At 73.8% G+C, this 26152-nt stretch carries 21 protein-coding genes; 8 read left to right on the forward strand and 13 right to left on the reverse strand.

Going from position 1 to position 26152, the window contains the following annotated elements; translation table 11 throughout:
- The first annotated feature begins 48 nt into the window (after positions 1 to 48).
- The 4 genes from ACIGXJ_RS19075 (at position 49) to ACIGXJ_RS19090 (ending at position 5217) form a co-directional block, all read left to right on the forward strand.
- Positions 49 to 954, forward strand: coding sequence for a universal stress protein (locus ACIGXJ_RS19075; protein ID WP_399646533.1), 906 nt, complete (start codon positions 49 to 51; stop codon positions 952 to 954).
- Positions 955 to 989: 35 nt separating this feature from the next.
- Entirely contained in the window at positions 990 to 1856 is an 867-nt protein-coding gene (locus ACIGXJ_RS19080; RefSeq protein WP_399646535.1) for a universal stress protein, read from the forward strand.
- A gap of 140 nt (positions 1857 to 1996) precedes the next feature.
- Positions 1997 to 4690, forward strand: a complete 2694-nt coding sequence (locus ACIGXJ_RS19085; protein WP_399646537.1) for a GNAT family N-acetyltransferase — start codon at positions 1997 to 1999, stop codon at positions 4688 to 4690.
- A gap of 29 nt (positions 4691 to 4719) precedes the next feature.
- Positions 4720 to 5217 (forward strand): flavodoxin domain-containing protein, encoded by a 498-nt coding sequence (locus ACIGXJ_RS19090; RefSeq protein WP_399646969.1) that lies wholly within the window; start codon positions 4720 to 4722, stop codon positions 5215 to 5217.
- A 228-nt stretch (positions 5218 to 5445) separates the two neighbouring features.
- On the opposite strand, the gene hypE is transcribed toward ACIGXJ_RS19090, so the two are convergent.
- From hypE to ACIGXJ_RS19155, 13 genes are all read right to left on the reverse strand, one after another.
- On the reverse strand, positions 5446 to 6480 hold the full coding sequence (gene hypE, locus ACIGXJ_RS19095) for a hydrogenase expression/formation protein HypE (protein ID WP_399646540.1): 1035 nt from the start codon (positions 6478 to 6480) through the stop codon (positions 5446 to 5448).
- Positions 6477 to 7580, reverse strand: a complete 1104-nt coding sequence (gene hypD, locus ACIGXJ_RS19100; protein ID WP_399646542.1) for a hydrogenase formation protein HypD — start codon at positions 7578 to 7580, stop codon at positions 6477 to 6479. The genes hypE and hypD overlap by 4 nt, the downstream gene beginning before the upstream one ends.
- The gene (locus ACIGXJ_RS19105) at positions 7577 to 8197 is read right to left on the reverse strand and encodes a CBS domain-containing protein (protein WP_399646544.1); all 621 of its coding nucleotides are present in this window, start codon (positions 8195 to 8197) and stop codon (positions 7577 to 7579) included. The genes hypD and ACIGXJ_RS19105 overlap by 4 nt, the downstream gene beginning before the upstream one ends.
- Before the next feature lie 9 nt (positions 8198 to 8206).
- A complete protein-coding gene (locus ACIGXJ_RS19110; protein WP_399646546.1) occupies positions 8207 to 9538 on the reverse strand; it encodes a Ni/Fe hydrogenase subunit alpha in 1332 nt (443 codons plus the stop codon).
- The gene (locus ACIGXJ_RS19115; protein WP_399646548.1) at positions 9535 to 10287 is read right to left on the reverse strand and encodes an oxidoreductase; all 753 of its coding nucleotides are present in this window, start codon (positions 10285 to 10287) and stop codon (positions 9535 to 9537) included. The genes ACIGXJ_RS19110 and ACIGXJ_RS19115 overlap by 4 nt, the downstream gene beginning before the upstream one ends.
- A complete protein-coding gene (locus ACIGXJ_RS19120; RefSeq protein WP_399646551.1) occupies positions 10287 to 11093 on the reverse strand; it encodes an FAD/NAD(P)-binding protein in 807 nt (268 codons plus the stop codon). The genes ACIGXJ_RS19115 and ACIGXJ_RS19120 overlap by 1 nt, the downstream gene beginning before the upstream one ends.
- Positions 11090 to 12232: a 4Fe-4S dicluster domain-containing protein gene (locus ACIGXJ_RS19125; protein ID WP_399646553.1), complete on the reverse strand. Its 1143-nt coding sequence runs from the start codon at positions 12230 to 12232 to the stop codon at positions 11090 to 11092. The genes ACIGXJ_RS19120 and ACIGXJ_RS19125 overlap by 4 nt, the downstream gene beginning before the upstream one ends.
- Before the next feature lie 43 nt (positions 12233 to 12275).
- Positions 12276 to 12617 carry a HypC/HybG/HupF family hydrogenase formation chaperone gene (locus ACIGXJ_RS19130; protein WP_399646556.1) on the reverse strand — a complete coding sequence of 114 codons (342 nt, stop codon included), beginning with the start codon at positions 12615 to 12617 and terminating at the stop codon, positions 12276 to 12278.
- 6 nt (positions 12618 to 12623) lie between these two features.
- Positions 12624 to 14912, reverse strand: a complete 2289-nt coding sequence (gene hypF, locus ACIGXJ_RS19135; RefSeq protein ID WP_399646559.1) for a carbamoyltransferase HypF — start codon at positions 14910 to 14912, stop codon at positions 12624 to 12626.
- A complete protein-coding gene (locus ACIGXJ_RS19140) occupies positions 14909 to 15403 on the reverse strand; it encodes a hydrogenase maturation protease (protein WP_399646562.1) in 495 nt (164 codons plus the stop codon). The genes hypF and ACIGXJ_RS19140 overlap by 4 nt, the downstream gene beginning before the upstream one ends.
- A 1054-nt stretch (positions 15404 to 16457) precedes the next feature.
- Positions 16458 to 17528, reverse strand: coding sequence for an alcohol dehydrogenase catalytic domain-containing protein (locus ACIGXJ_RS19145; protein WP_399646564.1), 1071 nt, complete (start codon positions 17526 to 17528; stop codon positions 16458 to 16460).
- A gap of 103 nt (positions 17529 to 17631) precedes the next feature.
- Positions 17632 to 18273: a CBS domain-containing protein gene (locus ACIGXJ_RS19150; protein ID WP_399646567.1), complete on the reverse strand. Its 642-nt coding sequence runs from the start codon at positions 18271 to 18273 to the stop codon at positions 17632 to 17634.
- A 416-nt stretch (positions 18274 to 18689) separates the two neighbouring features.
- Positions 18690 to 19142, reverse strand: a complete 453-nt coding sequence (locus tag ACIGXJ_RS19155; RefSeq protein WP_399646570.1) for a universal stress protein — start codon at positions 19140 to 19142, stop codon at positions 18690 to 18692.
- A 449-nt stretch (positions 19143 to 19591) separates the two neighbouring features.
- Between ACIGXJ_RS19155 and ACIGXJ_RS19160 the strand changes: the two genes are divergently transcribed.
- From ACIGXJ_RS19160 to ACIGXJ_RS19175, 4 genes are all read left to right on the forward strand, one after another.
- Positions 19592 to 21967, forward strand: a complete 2376-nt coding sequence (locus ACIGXJ_RS19160) for a glycoside hydrolase family 65 protein (protein ID WP_399646572.1) — start codon at positions 19592 to 19594, stop codon at positions 21965 to 21967.
- A 179-nt stretch (positions 21968 to 22146) separates the two neighbouring features.
- Complete coding sequence (locus ACIGXJ_RS19165) at positions 22147 to 23028, forward strand: universal stress protein (protein WP_399646574.1); 882 nt, start codon at positions 22147 to 22149, stop codon at positions 23026 to 23028.
- 224 nt (positions 23029 to 23252) lie between these two features.
- Positions 23253 to 24152 carry a universal stress protein gene (locus tag ACIGXJ_RS19170; protein ID WP_399646577.1) on the forward strand — a complete coding sequence of 300 codons (900 nt, stop codon included), beginning with the start codon at positions 23253 to 23255 and terminating at the stop codon, positions 24150 to 24152.
- Positions 24153 to 24470: 318 nt separating this feature from the next.
- Positions 24471 to 25937 (forward strand): rhodanese-like domain-containing protein, encoded by a 1467-nt coding sequence (locus tag ACIGXJ_RS19175; protein WP_399646579.1) that lies wholly within the window; start codon positions 24471 to 24473, stop codon positions 25935 to 25937.
- Positions 25938 to 26152: the final 215 nt, after the last annotated feature.

Here is a 26152-nt window from a genome sequence, read left to right on the forward strand (position 1 = left end):
ACGTCCGACGCGACGCTGGAAGCAGAGGACTTCCGGAGGAGGCACATCATGGTCCGCACCGTTGTCGTAGGGCTCGACGGATCCTGTGAGAGCCGGGCCGCGGCCGAGTGGGCGGCGCGCGAGGCGAAACTGCGCGGCCTGCCGCTGAAGGTGCTGCATGTCTTGGAACCGGTCCCGGAGCCCTGGGCCCAGGCCCCTCTGCTGGGCCCGGAGACGCAAGGACACTGGTCCGAGCGGATACCGCGGGAGGCGGTGGAGGGCCTTCGACTGCGCCACCCCGGCGTGGACGTCACCATGGAACAGCCGCCGGGCCCCGCGGCGGAGCTTCTGTCGGGATCGGCCGCGGACGCCGAGCTGCTCGTCCTCGGCTCCCGTGGCATGAGCGGCGTCGGAGGCTTCCTGGTCGGCTCCGTCGGCCAGGCCGTCATCGCCCGCACCGAGGTGCCCGTGGTCCTCGTCCGGGCCGGTGAGACGGCCGCCGACGAGCACGAGAGCGACCCGGCCGGCATCCCGTCCGCCGCGACCCCGTTCCGGCCGGTGGCGGTCGGTGTCGACGCCACGGATCCCGCCGAGGAAGTGCTGGCGTTCGCCTTCGAGGAAGCCGACCGCCGTCGCACCTCCGTGCGGGCCGTGTACACCTGGAACCTGCCGCCGTACTACCTCTACGGCCTCGCCGCCGACGCCGGCCTGCACGAGGAGCTCGTGCGCGAGAAGACCGCGCAACTGGCCGAAGCGATGCGCCCCTGGCGGCAGAAGTACCCCGCGGTCGAGGTGAGCGAGGAGGCGCGGTCCGGCAGCGCGGCGGAGCACCTCGTCGACGCGGCCCGCACGGCCTCGCTGGTCGTGGTCGGCCGCCGGATCCGGCGCGGCCCCTTCGGTCCGCACATCGGTCCGGTGACCCATGCCGTGCTGCACCACGCCACCGCTCCCGTCGCGGTCGTGGCGCACCTCTGACCTGTCCGTCCTCTCGAACGGAAAGAGGGAGCACAGTGGAACTCCCTGTCGTTGTCGGTGTCGACGGCTCGGAGCCGAGCCTGCGGGCCACCGACTGGGCGGCCGACGAAGCCGCCCTGCGCGGGCTGCCGCTGCGCGTGGTGTACGCCTCGATGTGGGAGCGCTACGAGGGAGCGGCACTCGCCGCTGACCTCGGTGTTTCCGCGGAGGAGGTGCGGGCCGAGGACATCGTCGGCAGCGCCGCACACCGCGCCCGGCTGCGCCACCCCGAACTGAAGGTGCTCACGCACATCACGCCCGACGAGGCGGAACACGCCCTGGTGGACGAAAGCGCGAACACCTCGGTCCTCGTCGTCGGCACCCGGGGCCGCGGCGGCATCGCCGAGACGTTGCTGGGCTCCGTCGGCATGGCTGTGGCCGGCCGTGCCGACTGCCCGGTGATCCTGGTGCGCGGCGATCACCGCGACGAGCCCTGGGCGGTTCACGGACGCGTTGTCGTGGGCGTCGGGGAGGGCGCTGAGGAGAGGGTCGTCGTCGGCTTCGCCGCCGTGGAGTCCCGGCTGCGGGAGGTGCCGTTGGAGGCCGTACGGGCCTGGAGGCGCCCTGCCCATGAACCCGTCGACCACCCGCTGCTCGTCGGACGCCCGGGCCGGGCCCACGAGGAGCGAGCCGCCGCCGAGCTGGAGGCGGCGCTCGCCGAGCTCCCGGCCGAGCTGACGGTGCACCGGTGCACCGCCGAGGGGCCCGCCCGACGCGTGCTGGCCGCCGCTTCGCGCGACGCCGACCTGCTGGTGGTGGGGACACGGCGGCGCGCCGACCGGTACGTACCTCACCTGGGCCGGGTCGCGCACGCGGTGCTGCACCACTCCGCCTGCCCGGTGGCGGTCGTCCCGCACCGCTGAACACGGTCAGGACACAGGGAGGCACGCCCCGCGCCGACCCGCCTCCAGGTCCGGCCGGTCCCGCTTCGTACCCGTGCGGCCCTGGCCCAGCGCTGCGCGGCGCAGGAGGCTCGACGTACCAGACTGCGAGGAGGCTCGCGATGGACAACGACACGATCCGGCGCGGACCCGTGCACGCTCTCCTCACGGACGGCAGCACCGTCTGCATCCGCCCGGTCGCCGCCGAGGACCGGCCGGGGGTGCAGGGACTGTACGAAGGGATGTCGTCGGAGAACCTGCGGTTGCGGTTCTTCGCGCTGAGCCCGACGTCCGCCGCTGCCGCCGTAGACCGTGCCTGCGGCCCGTCCCGTCCCGGCTATCGGGCCCTGCTCGCAGAACGGAAGGAGGAGGTGCTCGGCCTGGCCGAGTACAACACCGGCGGCAGCGGTACGAAGGCCGACGTCTCCCTTGCCGTCGCCGACGGGCTGCACGGCCGCGGGGTGGGGACCCTGCTGATGGAGCATCTCGTCTCGGCCGCGCGGGCCGAGGGCGTGACCGCCTTCGCAGCCGACGTACTCAGCCGGAACCACGAGATGCTCAAGCTCTTCGCCGACCTCGGCCTGCACGCCGAGCGCCACTTCGAGGGCCCCGAGGTGCACTGCACCATCCCGCTCGCCGCGAGTGACAGCTATCTGTCCGCCGTGGAGGAGCGCGGACGGGGAGCCGACACCGCCAGCCTCCGCCCGCTGCTGCGGCCCGCCGTCGTCGCGGTCGTCGGCGCCGGACGCCGGCCTGGATCGGTCGGCCGTGCGGTCCTGCACCACCTTGAGAGCGGAGGCTTCACGGGCCGTCTGTTCGCCGTCAACCCCGCCGCCACCGCCGTCCTCGGCGTGCCGTCCCGTCCGTCCGTGAGCGCTCTCCCGGTCACGCCCGACCTCGCGGTCGTGGCCGTACCGGCGGCGAAGATCCCGGCCGTCGCCGAGGAGTGCGGCAAGAGGGGAGTGCGGGCCCTGGTCGTCGTGTCCGCCGGCCTCGACGCCGATCAGGCCGGCGCCCTGCTGGAGGCCTGCCGTACGTACGGGATGCGCCTGGTCGGCCCCAACTGCCTGGGCGTCTCCCACACCGACCCCGGCACCCGCCTGGACGCCACCTTCGCCGTGAACCATCCGCGGCCGGGCACCGCAGGGGTCGCTGTGCAGTCGGGCGGCGTCGGCATCGCCCTGCTGGACGGGCTGTCCCGCCTCGGTATCGGGGTGTCGTCCTTCGTCTCGCTCGGCGACAAGTACGACGTGAGCGGCAACGACATGCTCCAGTGGTGGGAGAGCGACGGCCGCACCGACCTCGCGCTGCTGCACCTGGAGTCCTTCGGCAACCCGCGGGCGTTCTCCCGCACCGCCCGCCGCGTCACCCGCCGCATACCGCTGCTGACCGTCGACGCCGGCCGCACGGCCGCCGGCCGGCGGGCCGCCGCCTCGCACACCGCGGCCGCCGCCACCCGCACCATGACCCGCCAGGCCCTGTTCACCCAGGCAGGCATCACCGCCACCCGCTCGGTGGGCGAACTCCTGGAGACGGCGGCCCTGTTCCACGCGCAGCCGCTGCCCACCGGCGACCGAGTCGCGATCCTCACCAACGCCGGCGGCGCCGGAGTGCTGGCGGCCGACGCGTGCGCGGAGGCCGGGCTGACACTGCCGCCGCCCACCCCCGAGCTGGTCGACGACCTGCTGGCGGTGCTGCCCGAGGGCGCGGCCGTCGGCAACCCCGTCGACGCCACCGCCGCGGTGTCCGAGGAACAGTTCGGCAGCTGCCTGGAGCGGATCACACGGTACGGCGGTGTCGACGCCGTGCTCGTCGCCCTGGTCCCCACCGCGGTGGCAGCGGCGACCGGCGACGACCTCGTGCGGGCCGTCACCGGGTCCGTCGCCCGGACCCCTAAGCCGGTCGCCGTCGTCCGTCTCGAACAGGCGATGCCGGTCGAGCTGCTGCCCACGCCCGGCGGCACGGCCGTCCCGTCCTACGCCGAGCCGCAGGCGGCGGCGAGGGCTCTGGCCCATGCCGCTCACCGGGCGGCCTGGCTGGCGAGGCCGCCCGGCACCGTCCCGGCCCTGCCGGACGTGGACACGGCCCGGGCGCACGACGTGGTCGCCGCCTGTCTCGAGGCCCATCCGGACGGTGGCTGGCTCGATCCGGCCGCACTCACCGCCCTGCTCGACTGCTACGGCATCCCGCAACTGCCCTGGGCCTGGGCCGACAGCGAGGAGGCCGCCGTCCGCGCCGCACGGCGACTGGCCGGGCACGACGGACGGGTGGTGATGAAGGGGTACTGGCCCGGACTGGTGCACAAGAGCGCACAGCACGCCGTGCACCTCGACCTGCACGGCGACGACCAGGTGCGCGCCGCCTACCGGGACCTGGAGAACCGCTTCGCCGGCCTGCTCACCGGAGCGGTGGTGCAGCCCCTGGCGGGGCGCGGCATCGAGCTGTTCGCCGGTGTCGTCCAGGACGAGGTCTTCGGGCCTCTGGTGCTGTTCGGACTCGGCGGCACGGCGACCGAGGTGCTCGCCGACCACGCGGCCCGGCTCGCCCCGCTCACCGACCACGACGTGCACGACCTGATCACCTCCCCGCGCTGTGCGCCGCTGCTGTTCGGGGCGCAGGGTGCGGGGCCGGTCGACCTGGCGGGACTGGAGCAGGTGCTGCTGCGGCTGTCCCGCATGGCGGGAGATCTGCCACAACTCGCCGAGACGGATCTCAACCCGGTCCTCGCGACACCGGACGGCGTGAGCGTCCTCGACGCACGCGTACGCCTGGTGCCGCGCCGTCCGCAGGACCCGTATCTGCGGCGGCTGCGATGAGACACGAACGGAAGGAGAGGTGAACGATGATGACGAGGAACGTACTCGTCGCCTACGGGACGACGAACGGGTCCACCGAGGGCATCGCCGAGGCCGTCGCGCAGGTGCTGCGCAAGGAGGGCCTGACGGTCGGCACCGCGCCGGCCGGGACCGTCAGTGACGTGACGCCGTACGACGCCGTCGTGGTCGGCGGCGGGCTGTACGCCGGGCGCTGGCACAAGGACGCCCGCCGGTTCGTCCGCCGCAACGCGCGGGCCCTGGCCGAGCGGCCCGTCTGGCTGTTCAGCAGCGGGCCGCTGGACCCCTCGGCGTCCGAGCGGGACATCCCACCTGTGCCCGGCGTGCAGCGCCTCATGAAGCGGCTCGACGCCCGCGGGCACGTCACCTTCGGCGGCTGCCTGCGGGAAGGCGCCAAGGGGTTCGTCGCCCGGATGATCGTGCGCAACGGGAAGGGCGGCGACTTCCGTGACTTCCCCCGGATCGAGCAGTGGGCGGCGCGGGTCGCCGGTGAGATCACCCGGGTGTGAGATCACCCGGGTGTGCGGCCCCCGGTCACCCGGGTGGGTGTGCGGCCCCGGCTCACCCGGGTGTGCGTTCCCCCGGCTGTGAGATCCCTCGGCGCTGCACAGCGCCGGCTGCACAGCGCCGGCTGCACAGCGCCGGCTGCACGGCGCCGGCTGCACAGCGCCGGCTGCACGGCGCCGGCTGCACGGCGCTGGTGGGATCGCCCATCTCGCCGCTGTGATCACCGATTCCTAGCAGATGCGGGGCAGTTGCTCCCCCAACGGCATGTCCACGATGCGGCGGGCGCCCACCAGCGTCCGCTGCGTCACCCGTGCCGCCGGCCCCTCGCGCAGGACCTCGCCGATCCGCACCGCCTGCGCCCCCTCCGGCAGGGAGCGCAGCGCCGACAGTGCGGCGTCGGCCACGTCGGCCGCGACGAAGGCGACCAGGCAGCCCTCGTTCGCCACGATCAGCGGGTCCAGTCCCAGCAGGTCGCACGCGGAGGCCACGGGCCCGGGCACCGGGACGGCGCTCTGCTCGATCTCCACCGCGACGCGGGAGTCGCGGGCGATCTCGTTGAGCGCGGAGGCGAGCCCGCCGCGGGTCGGATCGCGCAGCACGTGCACGTCCGCGCCGAGCGGTGCGAGTGCCCCCACCAGGCGGTGCAGCGGCCGGGTGTCGGAGGCGATGTCGCTCTCGAACCCCAGACCCTCACGGGTGCTGAGCACGGTCGTGCCGTGCAACCCGATCGGACCCGACAGCAGAACCGCGTCCCCCGGCCGGGCCAGCGCGGCGGACGGGTGCAGCGAGCCGTGACGCTGCCCGACGCCGGTGGTGTTGACGAACAGCCTGTCGGCCGCCCCCCGCCCCACGACCTTGGTGTCCCCGGTGATCACGGGAACGCCCACGTCCTGGGCGGCCTTGCCCAGCGAACCGACGACTGACCGCAGTTCGGCGAGCGGCAGTCCCTCCTCGACGATCAGGGAGACCGACAGGGCCAGCGGCCACGCCCCGCGCATGGCCAGGTCGTTCACGGTGCCGTGCACGGCGAGGGAACCGATGTCCCCGCCGGGGAAGAACAGCGGGCTGACGACGAAGCTGTCCGTGCTCATCACCAGCTCCCGGTGGCCCGGCAGCAGTGCCGCGTCCTCCAGCGGGCCGTGGGCGCCGTCGAGGGCGGGCAGGATCAGGGTGCCGAGCAGTTCCGCGGAGAGGCGGCCGCCGGCGCCGTGGCCGAGCAGGACGACCTCGTCCTCGTGCAGGGGCGTGGGGCATTGGGCGCTCATGACGTGCTCCTCGATGCCGTGCGGCCGGCCGCGTGGAAGGCCGCGCAGGTGCCCTCTGACGACACCATCGGGGCGCCGAGGGGGTGACGGGGGGTGCAGCGGGTGCCGTAGGCGGCGCAGTCGGTGGGCAGTCTGGCCCCGGTGAGGATCGCGCCCGCGATGCACTCGGGGTCCTCGACGGGGCGCAGACCGGCCACGTCGAAGCGGCGGGCCGCGTCGAACCGGGCGTACTCCCCGGCGAGTTCCAGCCCGCTGGCGGGCAGCGCCCCGATGCCCCGCCAGGCCCGGTCGGCGACGCGGAAGACCCGGCGGATCGCGTCCTGCGCGGCGGTGTTGCCCGCACGGCGCACGGCCCGCGCGTACTGGTTCTCCACCTCGTGCCGCCCGGCCTCGAGCTGGGCGACCGCCATGCGGATGCCCTCCAGAAGGTCCAGCGGCTCGAACCCGGTCACCACGATCGGCACCCGGTAGCGGGCGGCGATCGGCTCGTACTCGCGCCAGCCCATCACCGCGCACACGTGCCCGGCCGCGAGGAACGCCTGCACCTCGCAGTCGGGGTCGTCCAGCAGCGCCGTCATCGCGGGTGGCACGAGGACGTGGCTGACGAGCACCGAGAAGTTCGTCAGTCCGAGGTGTGCGGCGTGCAGCACGGCCATGGCGTTGGCCGGCGCGGTCGTCTCGAAGCCGACGGCGAGGAACACCACCTCATGGTCGGGGTGTCCGGCGGCCAGGCGGACGGCGTCCATCGGGGCGTAGACCACGCGCACGTCCGCGCCCCGTGCCCGGAGCGACAGCAGGTCGGTGTGCGTGCCGGGAACCCGCAGCATGTCACCGAAGCTGGCGAGGATCACCCCGGGCAGGGCGGCGACGGCCATCGCCCGGTCGAGTGTCTCCAGGGGGGTGACGCAGACGGGGCAGCCCGGTCCGTGGATCATGCGGATGCCGGCCGGCAGCAGCTCGTCGATGCCCTGGCGGACCAGGGTGTGGGTCTGCCCGCCGCACACCTCCATGATCCGCCAGGGGCGCGTGGCGAGGGCCCGGAGCTCGTCCAGCAGGTGCCGGGCGAGCACGGGGTCGCGGTACTCCTCCAGGTACTTCATCGGTAGGTCACGTTCAGCCGGACGTCCACGACGCCCTCGACGGATCGCACCGCCCGCGCGATCACGGGAACGAGCCCGCGCTCGGGAAGAGCGCCCGAGACGGTGACCGTGCCGTCGGTCACCGACGCCTTCAGCGTGTCTCCGGGCGGCAGCAGGTTCAGCACCTCGTGCTGGACCTCGTCAGCGATCTCCTCGTCGGGACGCAGGAACACCTTCAGCAGGTCGCTGCGACTGACCACGCCCTGCAGCAGGCCGACACCGTCGACGACCGGAAGCCGCTTGACGTGCCTGCGGGCCATGATCCGGGCGGCCTCGGCGACCGTGGCGTCGGCGTGCACGGTCACGGCCGGGGTGCTCATCAGATCGCCCGCCGTCAGCGCGCTCGCCTTGATCCGCTCGGCGAGGTCGCCCTGTTCGGTGTCGCGGAACTCCTCCTTGGCCAGCAGGTCCGCCTCGGAGACCACACCGACCACACGGCCCTCACCGGCCAGCACCGGCAGAGCGCTGACCTTCCACTGGGCGAGCAGTTCGACGATCTCCTTGAAGGACGCCTTGCTGCCGACGGCGACGACGGTGTGGGTCATCACGTCGCTCACGGTGTACGGGGATTCAGACATCGTGGCTCCTCAGGTGCGGACGACCGTCAGGTCGAGGAAGTGGGTGGAGCAGGAGATGCACGGGTCGTGGTTGCGGATGGCCCGCTCGCACAGGAACGTCAGCTCGTCGTCCGGCGGGTCGCCCGTGGTGAGGGCCTCCTGTGCGAGCCGCCGCAGGTCGTCCTCGATGGCGCCCTGGTTCTGCGCGGTCGGCGGTACCAGCACGGCATCGGTGATCACGCCGTCGGCGTCCATGGTGTAGCGGTGGTAGAGCAGCCCGCGCGGTGCCTCGGTCGCCCCGTGCCCCGTGCCGGGGACCGGCGGGACGTCGACGTAGGGGCGCGCGGGCGGCTCGTAGGCGTCGATGATGCGCAGTGCCTCCTCGACGGCGTACAGCGTCTCCACGGCGCGCACCAGAATCGACCGGTACGGGTTGCGGCACACGGCGCCCTCGCGCGGGTCGCCCAGCCCGGCCTCGACGGCGGCCTGCCGGGCGAGCGGCGACAGCAGCCGCCCGCTGATCGCGAACCGGGCGAGGGAGCCGGTCAGGTGCAGCCGTCCGTCGAGCCGGGAGTGCAGCGCGGTGGAGTGCGGCAGATGCGACTCGGTGACGTGTCCGGTGAACTCCCGCACGGGGAAGGAGTATCCGCTGCCGTCGGCGCGCAGGACGGTCGGCGTGCCGCTGTCCACGGCGTAGGTGCCGGGGGTGGCGAGCGCCAGGAAGTCGGCGTCGGTCCGGGCGTCGGGGAAACCGAAGCCGGCCACCCAGCGCACGACGCCCCAGGCGTCATCGAGGGCCCGCTCCAACTGTGCGCGCACCGGCCGCAGTTCCTGGGGCGAGGGGGCCCGGTGGAAGCCTCCCAGGCGTACGTTCACCGGGTGCACCGCCCGACCGCCCAGCACCTCCATGAGCGTGTTGCCGGCCTTCTTCAGCCTGAGTCCCCGCTCCACCTCGGCACGGTGGGTGCGCGCCAGGTCGATCGCGCTCGGGCAGCCCAGGAAGTCCGGGGCGTGCAGCAGGTGGATGTGCAGGGCCTGGCTCTCGATCCACTCGCCGCAGTACAGCAGCCTGCGCAGGTCACGGATCACCGGGGGGACGCGCACGCCGCAGGCGTCCTCGACAGCGGCACAGGCGCTCATCTGGTAGGCGACGGGGCAGATCCCGCACACCCGCGCGGTGATGTCCGGCGGCTCGGTGTGGGACCGGCCGCGCAGGAACGCCTCGAAGAACCGCGGCGGTTCGTAGATCTCCAGCCGCGCCCCGGTGACCGTGCCGTCGTGGACGTACAGGCGCAGCGCGCCCTCGCCCTCGACCCGGGAGAGCGAGCCGACGTGCAGGATCCGGGATCCGCGGTGCGTCATGGCTCCAGCTCCTTGTCGAAGGCGGCCGCGTTGAAGGTGTGCAGGAAGCGTCCTACGGCGTCGTCGTCGAGGCCGTCGCGGCGCAGCAACGGGATCAGCGCGGGCAGGTTCACCGACCCGGCCGGGCCGAAGCAGCCGAAGCAGCCGCGCCCGTAGGCCGGGCACAGGGCGCCGCAGCCGGCGTGGGTGACGGGGCCGAGGCAGGGTGTGCCGTGGGCGACCATGACGCAGACCGCGCCGCGCCGCTTGCACTCGAAGCACACGCTGTGGTTCGGCACGTCGGGCTTGCGGCCGGCGAGGAACGCGGTGATGACCTCCAGGAGCTGCCGCCGGTCGACCGGGCAGCCGCGCAGCTCGAAGTCGACCTGCACATGGGCGGAGACGGGCGTGGAGTCGGCGAGCGTGGAGACGTACTCGGGACGGGCGTAGACCGTGCGCCGGTACTCGTCGACGTCCGCGAAGTTGCGCAGTGCCTGGATGCCGCCGGCGGTCGCACAGGCGCCGATGGTCACCAGGTGGCGGGACGCTGCGCGGATCGCGTGCACCCGCTCGGCGTCCTGGGCGGTGGTGACCGAACCCTCCACCAGCGACAGGTCGTAGGGGCCGGGCGCCACGGCGCTGGACGCCTCCAGGAAGTGCGCGATCTCCACCCGGCCCGCCAGCGCGAGGAGTTCATCCTCGCAGTCCAGCAAGGTGAGCTGGCAGCCGTCGCAGGAGGCCAGCTTGAACACGGCGAGTTTCGGGGCCATCACAACTCCCTCACGGACAGCAGGTCCTCGGCCCGGTCCCAGCCCACGACGGGGCCGTCGCGGCACAGCAGCAGCGGGCCGAGCTGGCAGTGGCCGCAGTGCCCGGTCGCACAGCGCATGTTCCGCTCCAGAGACACACGGATCCGCTCCCGCGGCACCCCGCGCCCGGCGAGGTCGCGGGCGGTGGCCCGGATCATCGGCTCGGGCCCGCACACGAACGCCCAGCTGCCGGACGGGTCGAAGAGGGCTTCGTCCAGCAACCGGGTGACCAGCCCGACGTGCCCGCTCCAGTCGGCCCCGGGCCGGTCCACGGTGACGCCGGTGTAGGTGGCCGGCAGGCGGGCGACCTCGTGGCCGCCGAGCAGGTCCCGCGGTGTCCGCGCACCGAGCAGCACATTGATCCGCCGGTACGCCGCCGGCTCGGCGAGGGCCAGCAGGATCAGCGGCCGCAGCGGGGCGAATCCGATGCCGCCCGCGACCACGAGTACGTCGGCGCCGCGTGCCCGTTCGAGCTCCCAGGCGGTCCCGTACGGTCCGCGCAGCCCGACCACGTCCCCCTGCCGAGCCGCGCACAGACCGGCGGACACGGCGCCCACCGCCCGGACCGTGTGCGCGAGACCACCGGTGGCCTGCACGGAGCTGACCGAGACCGGGATCTCGCCGCGCCCGAAGCAGTGCACCATCGCGAACTGGCCCGGCGCGAAGGGCGCGAGGCCCTCGCCGACCGGTGCGAGCCGCAGCGTGACCGTGTCGGCGGTCTCCCGCCGCCGGGCCACCACCCGATGGGGGACGGGCACGGCGGTCATCGCTGATCGTCCCTTCCGCTGCGGACCCGGCGTTCCGCGTCCAGTGCGGCGACCTCCTCGGTGATGTCGATGCCGGCCGGGCACCAGGCGATGCAGCGCCCGCAGCCGACACATCCGGAGGAGCCGAACTGGTCGTACCAGGTGGAGAGTTTGTGGGTGAGCCACTGCCGGTAGCGGCTGCGGGCCGAGGCCCGCACCGGGCCGTCACCGTGCAGGTACGAGAAGTCGAGGTCGAAGCAGGAGTCCCAGCGCTGCCAGCGCTCGGCGTGATCGCCGGTGAGGTCGGTGACCTCCTCGGTCGTCGTGCAGAAGCAGGTGGGGCACACCATCGTGCAGTTGGCGCAGGTCAGGCAGCGGGCCGCGACGTCGTTCCAGCGTTCGGCGTCCGGGCTCGCGGCCAGCAGCTCGCGCAGGTCGCCCGTCGGCAGGGCGCGGCCCATACGGGCGCGGGCGGCGTCGACGGACGTCCGCGCGGCGTCCTCGGTGGCCTGGTCGGCCGGGCGGGCCGGCACCCGCTCCAGCAGCCGGGCGCCCTCCTCGCTGCCCGCGCGCACCAGGAAGCGGTGCCCTTCGTCGTCCACCACCTCGGTGAGGGCCAGGTCGAACCCGGCGTCGGCCGCCGGGCCACCGCCGGCCGACACACAGAAGCAGGTCGCGCCCGGCTCGGTGCACTCGACGGCGATCAGCAGCGCACGGCGGCGGCGCGCACCGTAGCGGGAGTCCTCCTGCCGCCCCCCGGCCAGGACGCGGTCCTGGATCGCGATGGCCCGCAGATCACACGGGCGGACCCCGAGGAAGGCGTACGCGACGTCGTCCTCCGGCTCCGCGGTGAAGTCCAGCTGCCCCTCTGGGGTCCGGTCGGCACTCCACAGCCGTTCGCGCGCCGGGTGCAGCCAGTCCTTCCAGGACTGCGGTCCCGCGCTGTGCGCGAAGGCGGCGCCGTCCTCCCGGGGGACCAGCCGGTAGCGGCCGGCGTCGAGCTCGACGCCCCAGCCGTAGGGCAGTTGGTCCGCCGATGTCAGCTCCGCGAGCACCACCGCGCCGTCCCGCACCGTCGGACCGATCACGGTCCGGCCATCCGCCACCAGGGCGGCGACCAGGGCGTCGAGACCGTCCCGGTCGACAACTGTGGCCGTCATGGCGGGCCTCCTAGTCCGTGGCCGCTGTGGTGCCCTCCTGTCTTCAGCGTGGGCTGTCGGGGGCGGGCGCGGCAGGGGCCGACCGGCCCTCACCGCCGGGCCGCCCGGGTCCCTCCTGACGCCGCTCGGCGGGCAGGGGCTCGCCCAGCTCCGCCTCGACGGCGCCCGCCATCGCACGCAGCACGGCGAGCGTGCGCCGGGCCTCGGTCTCGTCGACGAGGGTGATGGCGAAGCCGACGTGCACGATGACGTACGACCCGACGTCCGCCTCGGGCGTGCAGCTCAGGCAGACCTCTCGGCGTACGCCGCCGAAGTCGGCGGTGCCCACGCGCAGTCCGGCGTCGTCGTGGATCTCCAGGATCCGTCCGGGAATGCCCAGGCACATGGCCGCTCACTCCTTCCCGGCCAGGCGTGCCGCCGCGACGGCGGCCTGGCCGTAGCTGATTCCGCCGTCCCCGACCGGCACCTGGCCGCCCACCAGGACCGTCAGCCCCTGGGCGCGCAGCCGGCGGCGGACCTCGCCGAGCAGGCGCCGGTTGACGAAGCAGCCGCCGGCCAGGCACACCGTCCGGGGCGCGCCCTCCGCCACGGCCCGGCCGACGATGTCCGCGGTGACGATCGCCAGAGTGAGATGGAAGGCCGCGGCGAGGTGGCTGACCGATTCCCCCTCCAGACGCCGGTGCAGCAGCTCGGTCAGGGTGGGCGCCGAGTCGTACACCCACAGTCCGCCGGCCCGCACCACCCGGCCGGCCAGCGGCAGCGCGGGCTCCGCGTCGGCCGCCGCCTCCAGCAGCACGGCCGCCTCACCCTCGTAGCTCACCTCGTCCGTGAGGCCGAGCAGGGAGGCGACGGCGTCGAAGAGACGTCCGGCGCTTGAGGCGCGTGGGCAGTTGACGTCGCGCGCGATCATCGCGCGCACGGCCGCGAGCTCCGCCGGGTCGAGCCGGCCCGTGAAGGACCGGGTGAGCCACGGGTACGGGCGCGGCGAGCCGAGCACCTCACCGCCCAGCAGATGTCCGAGGGCCGTACGGGACGGGTGGCGCACCGCGGCCTCGCCGCCCGGCAGGGGGGCGGTGGCGAACCGGCCGACCCGGCGGTAGCCGGTCAGATCCGCGACGAGGATCTCCCCGCCCCACAGGGTGCCGTCGTCGCCGAGCCCGAGCCCGTCGTAGGCGACTCCGACGAAGGGGCCGGTCACGCCGTGCTCGGCCGCGCAGGCCGCCACATGTGCGTGGTGATGCTGGACGGCGATGCGCGGGAGCGGCTGCGTCTCGGCCCACTGGGTGGACAGGTAGCCGGGGTGCAGGTCGTGCGCGAGGACCTGCGGCTCGACGCCGGTGAGGTGCTTCAGCTGCTCGTACGACGCGAGGAACGCCTCGTGTACCGCGAGGTCGGCCAGGTCGCCGGTGTGCGGCCCGAGGTGGGCGCGTCCGTCGGCGGCCAGGGTGAAGGTGTGCTTGAGGTGGGCGCCGACCCCGGCGACGGGCTGCCGTACGTCCAGCGGCAGGGGAGCGGGAGCCAGTCCGCGGGCCCGGCGGACCGTGACGCGGGTGCGGCCGGCGAAGGCGACCACCGAGTCGTCGTAGCGGGAGCGGATCGGCCGGTCGTGGGTGAGGAAGCCGTCCGCGACGCCGGCCAGCGCACGCCGGGCGCCGGCGTCGTCGACGGCTATGGGTTCGCCGCTGCGGTTGCCGCTGGTGACGACGAGGGGCCGGGCCAGTTCGTCGAGCAGCAGCTGGTGCAGTCCCGTGGTCGGCAGGAACAGGCCCACCCGGCGCAGACCGGGGTGGACCTCGGGTGCGAGAGGCGGGGTGCCGTGCCAGGGACGCCGGCCGAGCAGCACCACGGGCCGTTCCGGGGCCGTGAGGGCGTGCAGCTCGCCGGTGTTCAGGTGGGCGAGACGGGTCGCCGCCGCCACGCCGGGGACCATCACGGCGAGCGGTTTCGTGGGGCGGTGCTTGCGGCGCCGCAGGTCGGCCACGGCCCGCGGATCGGTCGCGTCGCAGACCAGCTGGTAGCCGCCGAGGCCCTTCAGCGCGACGATCCCGCCCGCCGCGACGGTGCGCACCGCGGCCCGCAGGGCGGCCTCGCCGCGCAGGTCGTCCCAGGCCAGGCGGGGGCCGCAGGCCGGACAGGCGACGGGCTCGGCGTGGAAGCGCCGGTCTCCTGGGTCGGCGTACTCGGCCGCGCAGTCGGCGCACAGCGGGAAGCGGCGCATGGTGGTGCGGACCCGGTCGTAGGGCAGGTCCTCGATGATCGTGGCGCGCGGCCCGCAGTCCGTGCAGTTGACGAACGGATACCGGTAGCGACGGTCCGCGGGGTCGCGCAGCTCGCGCAGGCAGGCGTCGCAGATCGCGGCGTCGGGCGGCACCTCGCGGACGCAGGGCCCGCGGGAGCCCGGCGCGCTGCGCCGTACGTCGAACCCGTCGCCGTACACCGCCCGCCCGTCGCTCCCGGTCAGCTCGACCTGACGGACCCGGGCGAGCGCCGGGGCGTCGTCGCGCAGCCGGGCGGCGAACTCCTCGATCACCGGTGCCGGACCGCACACGTCTCCCTCGACCCGCCCGTCGACGTTGGCCACCCAGCCGGAGAGGCCGAGCGCGGTCGCGGTGCGGTACACGAAGGGCCGGAAACCGACGCCCTGCACGACGCCCTCGACGTGAAAGTGCCGCGTGGTCATGTGAACCTCCCCGCCGGCATGTCCAGGTGCCGTACGACCTCCCGCTCCACGGCGTCCGCGAGCGCGTCCACGACGGCCGCGACGGCGGGTGAGAGGCCGGTGCCGAGAGAGGTCTCGGCACCCTCCACCGCGTACACCACCAGGCGTTGGGGCAGCAGGCCCAGGGCGTCCGCCAGTTGCACGGCCTCACCGAGCCCCAGTCCGTGGGAACTGGTGGAGGACGCGCCGGTGACCTGGCCGCCATCGAGTTCCAGCCGGTGCACGCGCCCCGGCGTGCCGGGATGTGCGTGCGCCGCGTCCACCACCACGGCCAGTCCGGCGCCCTCCCACAGGCCGATCAGACGTCCCGGGTCGCCGTCGCAGACCGCCAGGTCCGTCCCCGACGGCAGGGGCCGCTCACTCAGTCGGCGCACCACGGACCAGCCCACCCCGTCGTCGCGTCGGAAGTCGTTGCCGACGCCGATGACGGCGATCCGCCCGCGCGTGCTCATACCCCGACGTTGCCCGAACGTCCCCGCGGCCGGACAGGGGCCGAACGGCCCCGAAGCGGGCCCTGCGGCCCCACGGCCGTGCGGGCTGGTCCGCTGCCGGGGCCCGGGCCTTCTCCTGCGGACCGGCGTCCGACGCGACAGCGTTCCTGAGGCGGGAGTCAGCGCAGGAGACCGCCGGACAGCGGCGGGCATGCCACCGGACCCCTGAGAAGGGCAGCGTGAGCGCCGGGACGACCCCGGTGAAGCCGGGCACGCGCGAGGGCGCACCCTCGGGGCCACCGCTTCTTCTCGGGGCACATCGAACCCGGCCACCTGACCCGGGCGGGCCGACTGGAGTCCGGGGTCATGGGCCTGCGCCACGGCGACCACCGCGACCGGCCCGCCGTCGACGACTGGGCCCGGGAGATCGGCCTCCAGCTGCCCGGACGAGGCGAAGGGACCGGGGACACCGCGGAGTGACTGGGATGGGTGCCCGCGGCGGCGACGGACATCCGGCTCCGGCTCCGGCTGCCGGCCGGGCCGTCAGTAGGGCAACGGCCGACCGGAAGGGGAACGGAGGTCGAGAGGCGCCGGCCTACGAGGAGACGGCGGGCGCTTCTCCTGCTGGATCCGCTTCATCGTGATCGTCTCCCGAGCTGTGGCTCACGGGCGGAAGTCGCACATGACCCAGCCTCGTCGGCCGCCTGAGGACACGCGAGGGGGCGAACGTCCTCGGACACCGTGCCGTCCGGACCCGTCGGCGGGACCGCTGGGCCCGGCCCGTCCCGTCGACCAGGATGGCGGCGGCGTCGGCCGGCGTCGCGAAGGCCGGCGTCGCGGAGGCCGGGGCGCCCGGCGCACGGGGCCGGAAGACCCTGGCGGGAGCCGAGCGGTGAAGCGGAAGGCTCTTCAGGGCTGGGGGCGTCCTCACGCCGGGGGGCGTCCTCACGCCGGGGGGCGTCCTCACGCCGGGCCCGCCAGGGGCTTCGGCACTCAGCCGTCCAGGAGCACCGCCCGAGCCACCGGAGCATGCCTCTTCGGCCCGGAGTCCCCTGGCGGCCTCCTGGTCGCGGCGTCACCGGGAGGCATCGGCCACGCTCAACCGGTAGTCGGCCTCGGCGGCTTCACGCAGGGCGACGATCTTGAGGGCTCCCGTCGCCGTCCCGTGTGAGGCGTCGTCGTAGACGTCCGTCATGTCCGCCAGAGCTCGTACGTGACTGACCAGCGGCGAGACATCGAGCCCGCCGGGCCGCACGAGATCGAGGAGCCAGGGCACGGAGTAGGTGTCGACCTGGCCGGTCCGGATGGTGACGTCACTGTTCCACAGCGTCTCCAGGTGCAGGGCAACGGGGCTGGTGTGGATGCCGACGACGGCGACCGTGCCCCCGCGCCGCACGAGGCGGGTGGACAGCAGGAAGCTCTCCTGACTCCCGGCAGCCTCGATGACGACGTCGGCGCCCGGCCCCCTCGCCAGTTCCGCGATCGCCGTCCCGGGCAGGTGGGCCGCGTCGGCGCCCACTCGTACGGCGGTGTCGAGGCGGGCCTGGGACAGGTCGACCGCGATGACCTTCCGGGGCGAGTGGACGCGTGCCAGGAGCACGGCCGCCAGACCGACCGGACCCGCGCCCACGACGACCACGGTGTGTCCCGGGCCGACTCCGCCCGCGCGTACGCCCAGTTCGTACGCGGCGGGCAACACCTCGGACAGCAGAACGGCGTGCTGGGCCTGCAGCGAGGCGGGCCACAGGTATGTGGAGTGATCGGCGAACGGCACACGGAGCATCTCCGCCTGGGTGCCGTCGATCCGGCGTCCGAGGAGCCGGCCTCCGGCCTCGCACAGGCCGTAGCTGCCGGCCCGGCAGCAGGCGCACTGCCCGCAGGCGGACACGGCCGAGACGATGACCCGGTCGCCCGGCTTGCGGGCGAGCACGGCGGGCCCCACGTCCACCACCTCACCGACCGCCTCGTGGCCGAGCACGGTGCCCGGCTCGACCTGCGGCAGATCTCCCCGTACGACCCGCAGGTCGCGTTCGGAGACGGTGGTCGCCTCGACCTGTACGAGGGCGTCCGTCGGCGCCTGGAGCACCGGATCCTTGACGACGTCCCAGGAGATCCGCCCCGGGGCGTGGTAGATGAGCGCACGCATTGTCCTCACCCCCAATCCAGTCTGGGCATGCCGGCCCCGTCACCCGGTAGGGACGTCCGGACCCTTTCTTCCGGCCCGTACGTCCCTCGCCGTCGGGCCGGTGTCAGACCGCCACGATGTCGGTGGTCACGGACACGACGCCGTCGACGCCGAGACACAGCCGTTCGATGACGGGAATCAGTTCCTGGGCCTGGACACGCCCCTTCAGCGCGACCCTGCCCTCGTTCACGTCCACCCGCACGTCCGCCGGGGCGAGGCCCAGCGTCCCGGTCAGCACGTCCCCGGCGATCTCCTCGCGCAGCGCATCGTCCTGGCGCAGGAAGACGCGCAGCAGGTCGCTTCGGCTGACGATGCCCACCAGCGTCTCGGTCTCGTCCACCACGGGAAGACGTTTGACGCCCTCGGCGTCCATCACCCGGGCCGCCTCGACGACGGTCCACCCGGGCCGCGCGCACACCGCGGGCGTGGTCATCAGCTCCCCGGCCGTCGGAGCGCTGTCCCCTGGCCGGGCCCCGTTCGCGTGGCGGGACACCAGCGGCAGGCCGACGGGGTCCGGCCGCACGGCGACGCTGCGCAGCAGGTCGGCCTCCGACACCACACCGACGGGGTGCCCCAGTGCGTCGATCACGGGCAGCGCGGTCACGTCGTGTTCGGCCAGCAGCTTGACCACGGCCTTGAAGGGGGCGTCCCTTCCCACCCGGACGACACCGCGCGTCATGAGATCTCCTACCGTACGGTGGCGCATGACGTTCTCCCTTCGGGCCCCTCACTCTCCGATGTCGTTCGCGTGCCGTGCATCCAGGCTGGCACCGGCCGCGGGTGGCGGACTTGAGCCGTTGTGCACGACATCGGTCCGGTTCGGCCCCGGTCATCGAGGCCTGTCGGCCCTGTCGGCGCGGACCGTGTTCGAGCCCGGACCCGTCGTCGCGCCGGGGGCTCCACGGGCGTGGGGGCGGTGTCGTTGCCGCCGTCGAAGCGCGGCTGATCCACGGTCAGGAGGTGGCCGCGTACCCGTGTCTGGTAGGCGTGACCGGTGACGGGGCCACCTCGGCCTCGGCGGCGCGGGTCCCTCCGCCGGAGGCCGTGTGCCACGGCAGCGGACACCGTCGCCCGGCCGCGGCCCTCCGGCGCGTTCCGGCGGGCCGGACGGAGCCCGTCGTGTCAGCGGGCGGAGTCCCCGTCGGGACGGACCACGACCACGGGGCAGGCTGCGTGCTGGGCGCAGCGCTGGCTGACCGAGCCCAGCATCGCGCGCGCGAAGCCTCCCCGTCCCCGGCGGCCCACGACGAGGATGTCCGCGCCTTCCGAGGCCCGGATCAGCACCTCCGAGGGGTCTCCCTCGACGAGGTGCTCGGTCATTCCGGGGGGACGCCCGTCGGGGAAGACCGAACTCAGCTCCTGCGTGAAACGCTCCCGCGCCTGTTGCAGGTCGAAGTCGGTGTCGCTCGCCGGTCCGCTCCAGCCCGTCTCCGACGGGGTGTCCCAGGCGTGGACCGCTGTCACGACACCGCCGACGAGGCGTGCGTAGCGGTCGGCCCAGCGCAGGGCCGCGTAGGACGACGGGGACCCGTCCACGCCCACGATCACCCGTGGCAGCGGCTCAGAGGTCTGCATGGTCACCTCACTCGGCATTCGGAGGGTGCGTCATCTGCCACGCTGCCGGGCCGCGCGCCGCCGCGCCAGTCGAGGCATTGGGCCGAGACCGGGTTCTCCGGGGTGCAGTCGCCGCACCGGGTTCCGCCTGGGCACCTTCGCCCGCACCGTCCGGCTCCCGCCGGAGCGAGGGGCGACGAGGCCGAGGCGGACCAAAGGAACGGGGCGCTGACGATCACGGTCCGGTGCGGCGGGACGGGTGCCTGCACCACCAACCGTGTGCGCGCCCGCTTCGGCGCCGGCCGCGCACACGGCCGGACACAACGACGGGGCGCACCGGGACACCTCGCGCGAGCCCGGTCCGGCCGCGCCAACCCCGTGAAGGCGGCGTGACGCCCGGTCCGGAGTGACACTGGACCGGCAGGAACCTTCACCCGGGCGACCGGCCCGGAACGGCCGAGAGGGTCCGCATGACGGACTGGACCTGGGAGTACGAGGGCTACGATCCCGTCGGCGCACGCCTGCGAGAGACGCTGTGCACCCTGGGCAACGGCCGCTTCGCAACGCGTGGCGCCCTGCCCGAGTGCGATGCCGACGACACGCACTATCCGGGTACGTACGCGGCCGGCTGCCATGACCGGCTCACCTCCGTCGTGGCCGGGCACCGTGTCGAGAACGAGGACATGGTCAACCTCCCCAACTGGCTGCCCCTGCGCTTCAGAGAAGCAGGTGGGGCCTGGCTCACCCCCGACACCGCACCGGTCCTCGCCCACACCGAGGTTCTGCACCTGGAGGCTGGGGTGCTGGAGCGTGCCACCCGCTACGGACTGGCCGCGGGCGCGGTCCTGTCCGTCCGCCAGCAGCGGATCGTGCACATGGCCGATCCCCACCTGGCCGCCCTGCGCACCGAGGTGACCGTGCAGGGCGCGACGACGGAACTGGACGTCGAAGCGGCACTGGACGGGGGAGTGACCAACGCGGGCGTACCGCGCTACCGCGGCCTGGACGGACGGCACCTGGTCCATGTGCACACCGGCACCACCGGTGCGGAGACCGTCTGGCTGCGCTGCCGCACCCGTACGTCGGACATCCGGATCGGCATGGCCTGCCGGCTGACGACGCATGCTCCGGTCACCACCGCGCACGAGCACCTGCGTGCCGTCCAGCAGGTACGCCTGGTGCTGGAGCCCGGACGCACCCTCACCGTCGACAAGACGGTGGCGCTGCACACCTCGCGCGACCCGGCGATCAGCGACCCGGTACAGTCCGCCGTCGACCGGGTCACGGCCGCGCCCGCGTACGACGCGCTGCTGAAGTCCCATCGCATTGCCTGGAAGCAGCTGTGGCGGCGAGCCGAGATCGACGTACCCGGCGAGCCGGGGGCCATTCTGCGCCTGCACCTCTTCCACGTCCTGCAGACCCTGTCGCCGCACACCGCGGACCTGGACGTCGGCGTACCGGCCCGTGGGTTGCACGGTGAGGCGTACCGCGGCCACGTCTTCTGGGACGAACTGTTCGTCCTGCCCTACCTCAACCTCCACTTCCCCGAGGTCTCCCGCGCCCTGCTGCGCTACCGCCACCGGCGGCTGGACCGGGCCTGCGCGGCGGCGCGGGCCGTCGGCCGGCGGGGCGCGCTGTACCCGTGGCAGAGCGGCAGCGACGGACGTGAGGAGTCCCCGCGGCTTCACCTCAACCCGCGATCGGGGCGCTGGCTGCCGGACCACACCCACCTTCAGCACCACGTCGGCTCGGCCGTCGCGTACAACTTGTGGCAGTACTGGCAGGCCAGCGGGGACGACGAGTTCCTGCACACCAAGGGCGCCGAGATGCTGCTGCAGATCGCGCGCTTCTGGGCGGACTCGGCCACCTGGGACGACGGACTGGGCCGGCACAGGATCCTCGGGGTGGTCGGCCCGGACGAGTATCACGACGCGTACCCCGGGGCCGACAGACCCGGCGTCGACGACAACGCCTACACGAACGTCACCGCTGCCTGGGTGCTGGTCCGAGCCCTGGAGGTGCTGCGACGCCTTCCTGCGCCGCGCCGGGCCGAGCTCTTCGAGCGCACCGCCCTGGACAGCGGCGAGCTGGAACGCTGGGAGGAGGTGTCGCGGACTCTGCGAGTCCCCTTCCACGAGGGACTCGTCAGCCAGTTCGACGGCTACGGCGACCTGGCCGAACTGGACTGGGACGGATACCGGAGGCGGTACGACGACATCAGGCGCCTGGACCGGATCCTCGAGGCGGAGGGCGATGCGGTCAACCGCTACCGGGCGTCGAAGCAGGCGGACGTGCTGATGCTCGGGTACCTCTTCTCACCGGCTGAACTCCGGTCCCTGTTCGAGCGACTGGGACATCCACTCGACGAGGACACCTGGCGGCGCACCGTCGACCACTACCTGGGCCGCACGAGTCACGGCTCCACTCTGAGCGGTCTCGTCCACGGCTGGGTCCTGGCCCGCGCCCGACGCGCCGAGGCATGGGCCTTCTGCCTGGAGGCACTCAGGGGAGACGTGGCCGACCTGCAAGGCGGGACCACGGGCGAGGGCATCCACCTCGGGGCGATGGCCGGCACCCTCGACCTGGTCCAGCGAGGTCTCACCGGGCTGGAGACCCGCCAGGGCGCGCTGTGGCTGGACCCCGTGCCCCTGCCGGAACTGTCGTCGTACGCCTTCTCGCTGCACTACCAGGGGCACTGGGGCGTGCGGCTGAAGCTGGGTAGCGGACACCTGGAGATCGACGTGCCCTCGTCCGACCTCCTGCCGATCGACGTACGGCTGCCCGACCGGACGGTCCTCGTGCAGCCGGGGAGCACACGCCGGCTGCTGCTGGGCGACCCCGGGTGAAACGCAGCCGCGGGACAGGTGCGGCGACCGACGGCACGACCCGATCGCAGGTCCGCACGGGCGGCGAGGTGGGCCGAACGGTCCCGGCCGGGGCCGGACAGCCCCTCCTGTCCGGCTGCCACGGGTGCCACGGTGGCAGTGGACCTGAAGACTGCCCAAGTTTCGAGGCGGTGGGCACGATGACGCTGGAACTTCCCCTCGTGGTGGGCGTGGACGGATCGGACGGCAGCCTGCTGGCGGTCGACTGGGCGGTGGACGAGGCTGCCCGGCACGGGCTTCCCCTGCGGCTGGTCCACGCCTCCCTCTGGGAACACTACGAGAGCGCCCTTCCGTCGGTCACTCTCGCACGGCCGTCCGCGCAGGTGCTGGCCGATCACATCGTCGCTTCGGCGGCGGAGCGTGCCCGGCGCCGCAATCCCGACGTGAAGTTCTCCACCGACGTCTTCCCGGCCGAAGCGACGGAGGCACTGCTGAAGGAGGGCGACAACGCCACCGCCCTGATCACCGGTTCCCGCGGCCGCAGCGAGCTGACGGGACTGCTGCTCGGCTCCGTCGGCCTGGCCGTCGCGGCCCGCGCGCACTGCCCGGTGATCGTGGTACGAGGTGACAGGGCCGGCCTGGCCGGCACCCACGAGCGGATCCTCCTCGGTGCCGGGGACCCCGAGGCCGGCGGGGAAGCGGCGCGGTTCGCCCTGCGCGAAGCGGAGATCCGCGGATGCGCGCTCGACGTGGTACGGAGCTGGCGCTGCCCCGCGTACGAGACCGCAGACACCGCCGAGCCCGCCGAGGCTCCCGGCCTGGAGCACGAGGAGCAGGCCCGCGCCCTGCTGGACGAGCTGCTGCGCGACGCGATCGGCGGCCACCCGGACGTGCGGGTGCGGCGTACGACGGCGGAGGGGCCGGCCCACAAGGTCCTGGTGCGCCGCTCGGCCGCGGCCGACCTCGTGGTCGTCGGGGCCCGCCGCCGGCAGGGACACTTCGGGCTCCAGCTCGGGCGGGTGGCCCACACACTGCTGCACCGCGCTCTGTGCCCGGTGGCCGTCGTGCCGCATCGCGGGTGAGCGGCCGCGTCGGTCCGTGGGGGCTGCCCGGCCCCCGATCGGGCCGGTCGGCCCCTCCCGTCCGCGTCCGCTGCGGCAGGACGCTGGTCCCAGGAGCGACCGGCCTCCACGGAGGTGCTGGGTATGGCGCGGCCGACACGGCGGCGAGCAGGTGAGCGCGGCCCGGCGGCCGCAGCCGCATTCCCCCCCCCACGTACACGCGAGTGATCAGGAAGGTGACGGTCATGATCAGATACGTTGTGACCGGTGTCGACGGCACGCCCGAGGGCCAGGCCGCGGCCGAGTGGGGGGCCAGGGAAGCCTTGCGGCGCGGACTGCCGCTCCGGCTCGTGCACGCGTGGGAGGTGGGCCTGCCGGAAGGGGCCGCCGAGGCGGAGCTGCCCGAGCTGAGGGCCCCGCAACTGCATGCCCGTCATGTGCTGCACACCGCGCTCGACCGGCTGGGCGAGCGGTACCCGCAGCTGACCATCACCGCGGAGCAGGTCTGCAGACTGCCCGTTCCCGCCCTGCTCGGCGAAGCCGGGAACGCCGACCTCCTGGTCATCGGCAGCCAGGGCCCCAGCGGCCTGGGCGGGTTCATCTCGGGTTCGGTCGCCATGGCCACCGTGGCCCGCATCGAGCGGCCGATCGTCCTCGTACGGGCGGGTGAGACCGCTGAGGACGAGCATCTGCCGGACGGCGACGGAAAGCCGTCGCTGCGCACCCCGTTCCGTGACATCGCGGTCGCCGTCGACCTCGACGGCCCGTGCGAGGAGGTCCTCGACTTCGCCTTCCACGCAGCCGACCTGCGCCGGGCACCGCTGCGCGTCGTGCACGCCTGGCGCGTGCCGCTCTCCCACGGCCTGCCGGACGCCGAAGAACGCGCGAGGGTCAGGACGGCGGCGGAACGCGAACTCGCCGGACGGCTCGGCCCCTGGCGGGAGAAGTATCCCGCGGTCTTCGTCAGGGAGGACCTGCACGAGGGACGCCCGGCACATGTCCTCGTCCGGGCCGCGGGCGGCGCTGGCCTGCTCGTGGTGGGCAGCCGCCGGCGTCACCCCGCGGTCGGCCCGCACACCGGGCAGGTCGCCCACGCGCTGATCCACCACGTGCGCTGCCCGGTCGCACTGGTTCCGCACGCGTGAGGGCTGGTTGCCCGGGCCGTTCCAGGGCCCGGGTGTCGGGGCGAGGGAGTGATCACCGATGGCGTACCGGAACGCTCATGACATGACCGGCTGGGGCTGGTTCGCCGAGGTCGCTGACCATCGTGTTGTTCCGGGCCCTGCTGATCGCCGGCGGCGTCCTCCTCTTCCGTACCGTGAACCGCGGCCCCGCCGAGACGAGTGGACGCGTCCGTGAGCAGGGGGCTTCCCTTCCTCCTGGATACCCCCCGGTTACACCTGTCAAGGTGGGAGGCGGATACCCCCGGGGGTACGTCGACCGCACGAAAGGAGTCATGAGCCGTGTTCTTCGTCGACACCCTGGAGTTCCAGGGCCTGGGCAACCACAGTTACCTCGCCGGCGGCCCCGCCACCGCGGTGGTCGTGGATCCGCCGCGGGACATCGACCAGGTCATCGCCACAGCGGCCCGCCGCGGGGTGAGCATCGCCTTCGTGGCCGAGACCCACGTGCACAACGACTACGTCACCGGCGGCCTGGAGCTGGCGCGAGTCACCGGCGCCCAGTACCTGGTGCCTGCCGGGGCGCACGTGTCGTTCGCCCGCACCCCGGTCGCCGACGGCGACACCGTGACGGTCGACGAGGGGCTGGTGCTGCGCGCGATGGCCACGCCCGGGCACACCCCGCACCACACCTCCTACGCCCTCACCGAGGGCGGCCGCGGTGTGGCGGCCTTCACCGGCGGATCCCTCCTCATCGGCACCGTCGGCCGCCCCGATCTGGTCGAGCCGCGGCTGACCGAGCAGTTGGCCCGCGCCCAGCACGCCTCCGCCCACCGGCTCGTCGACGAGCTGGACGACGAGGTGCCGGTACTGCCCACCCACGGCTTCGGCAGCTTCTGCACCTCCTCGCGGACCAAGGGGGACGCGACCACGATCGGCAAAGAGCGCAGGACCAACGACGCGCTGACCCTGGACGTGGACACCTTCGTCTCCCAGCTGCTCGCCGGGCTCGACGACGTGCCCGCCTACTACGCGCACATGGGCCCGGCCAACGCCGAGGGGCCCGCGCCGGTCGACCTCACCCCGCCCCGGCGCGCGGACGCCGAGGAGATCGCCCGGCGGCTGGCCGCCGGCGAGTGGGTCGTGGACCTGCGCAGCCGCATGGTCTTCGCCGAGGGACATGTCGCCGGATCGTTCAACTTCGAGGGCGACGGCAAGCTCGCCACCTACCTCGCCTGGCTCCGGCCGTGGGGCAAGCCCGTCACCCTGCTCGCCGGGGATCCGGGACAGATCGCCGCCTCGCAGCGGGAGCTGGCGCGCGTGGGCATCGACCGCCCGGCCGCCGCCGCCACCGGAGACCCGGCCGGCTGGATCCGTGCGGGCGAGCGGCTCGCCACCTTCCCTCGCGCCCGCTTCGCCGACCTGGCCGATGCCCGCAGGCGCGGCGACGACGTCATCGTGCTGGACGTGCGCCGGAACTCCGAGCGTGCGGGCGGCCACGTCGAAGGCTCCGTCCACATCCCGATCCACGAACTGCGCGGTCGCATCGGCGAGGTGCCGGACGGAGTGGTGTGGGTGCACTGCGCAGGCGGGATGCGCGCGGCGATCGCCGCCTCCCTGCTCGACGCCGCAGGCCGCGACGTGGTCGCCGTCGACGACGGCTTCGACGCCGCCACCGAGGCCGGACTGGTCCAAACCCGCCCCGCCACGCTCCTCGGTCACGCCGGTCACGCCGGTCACGCCGGCTGTCTTCGGCGCTCCGAGGGCGCGTGGGCGGACACCCCGCCGTGGCCGGGACCGGGACGGTGAGGTGTCCTTCGCCGAGTGACCTGGTGCGCGAACCGGTCGGCGGGCCCGGATCCGAGCGACAGTCCCCAGCCGGTCGAGCATCGCCTTCCTCAGGTGTCGCACGCAGCTCGAAGGTGGTCTTCCCTGACGGTATGGCCTGCCGAGTGACGTTTCTGCGGTGAACCGCCTCCGCCATTGGAGTGAGCAGAGCCGGGCCCTCATGGATGGTCACGTGA

The sequence above is a fragment of the Streptomyces sp. NPDC053367 genome (assembly GCF_044545925.1).
Classification (GTDB): domain Bacteria; phylum Actinomycetota; class Actinomycetes; order Streptomycetales; family Streptomycetaceae; genus Streptomyces.

Bases quoted from the DNA above. Each gene is read 5' to 3' on its own strand.
- ACIGXJ_RS19075 (WP_399646533.1), top strand. From the start codon at position 49: ATGGTCCGCACCGTTGTCGTAGGGCTCGACGGATCCTGTGAGAGCCGG.
- ACIGXJ_RS19085 (WP_399646537.1), top strand. From the start codon at position 1,997: ATGGACAACGACACGATCCGGCGCGGACCCGTGCACGCTCTCCTCACG.
- ACIGXJ_RS19090 (WP_399646969.1), top strand. From the start codon at position 4,720: ATGACGAGGAACGTACTCGTCGCCTACGGGACGACGAACGGGTCCACC.
- hypE (WP_399646540.1), bottom strand. From the start codon at position 6,480: ATGAGCGCCCAATGCCCCACGCCCCTGCACGAGGACGAGGTCGTCCTG.
- hypD (WP_399646542.1), bottom strand. From the start codon at position 7,580: ATGAAGTACCTGGAGGAGTACCGCGACCCCGTGCTCGCCCGGCACCTG.
- ACIGXJ_RS19105 (WP_399646544.1), bottom strand. From the start codon at position 8,197: ATGTCTGAATCCCCGTACACCGTGAGCGACGTGATGACCCACACCGTC.
- ACIGXJ_RS19110 (WP_399646546.1), bottom strand. From the start codon at position 9,538: ATGACGCACCGCGGATCCCGGATCCTGCACGTCGGCTCGCTCTCCCGG.
- ACIGXJ_RS19115 (WP_399646548.1), bottom strand. From the start codon at position 10,287: ATGGCCCCGAAACTCGCCGTGTTCAAGCTGGCCTCCTGCGACGGCTGC.
- ACIGXJ_RS19120 (WP_399646551.1), bottom strand. From the start codon at position 11,093: ATGACCGCCGTGCCCGTCCCCCATCGGGTGGTGGCCCGGCGGCGGGAG.
- ACIGXJ_RS19125 (WP_399646553.1), bottom strand. From the start codon at position 12,232: ATGACGGCCACAGTTGTCGACCGGGACGGTCTCGACGCCCTGGTCGCC.
- ACIGXJ_RS19130 (WP_399646556.1), bottom strand. From the start codon at position 12,617: ATGTGCCTGGGCATTCCCGGACGGATCCTGGAGATCCACGACGACGCC.
- hypF (WP_399646559.1), bottom strand. From the start codon at position 14,912: ATGACCACGCGGCACTTTCACGTCGAGGGCGTCGTGCAGGGCGTCGGT.
- ACIGXJ_RS19140 (WP_399646562.1), bottom strand. From the start codon at position 15,403: ATGAGCACGCGCGGGCGGATCGCCGTCATCGGCGTCGGCAACGACTTC.
- ACIGXJ_RS19145 (WP_399646564.1), bottom strand. From the start codon at position 17,528: ATGCGTGCGCTCATCTACCACGCCCCGGGGCGGATCTCCTGGGACGTC.
- ACIGXJ_RS19150 (WP_399646567.1), bottom strand. From the start codon at position 18,273: ATGCGCCACCGTACGGTAGGAGATCTCATGACGCGCGGTGTCGTCCGG.
- ACIGXJ_RS19155 (WP_399646570.1), bottom strand. From the start codon at position 19,142: ATGCAGACCTCTGAGCCGCTGCCACGGGTGATCGTGGGCGTGGACGGG.
- ACIGXJ_RS19160 (WP_399646572.1), top strand. From the start codon at position 19,592: ATGACGGACTGGACCTGGGAGTACGAGGGCTACGATCCCGTCGGCGCA.
- ACIGXJ_RS19165 (WP_399646574.1), top strand. From the start codon at position 22,147: ATGACGCTGGAACTTCCCCTCGTGGTGGGCGTGGACGGATCGGACGGC.
- ACIGXJ_RS19170 (WP_399646577.1), top strand. From the start codon at position 23,253: ATGATCAGATACGTTGTGACCGGTGTCGACGGCACGCCCGAGGGCCAG.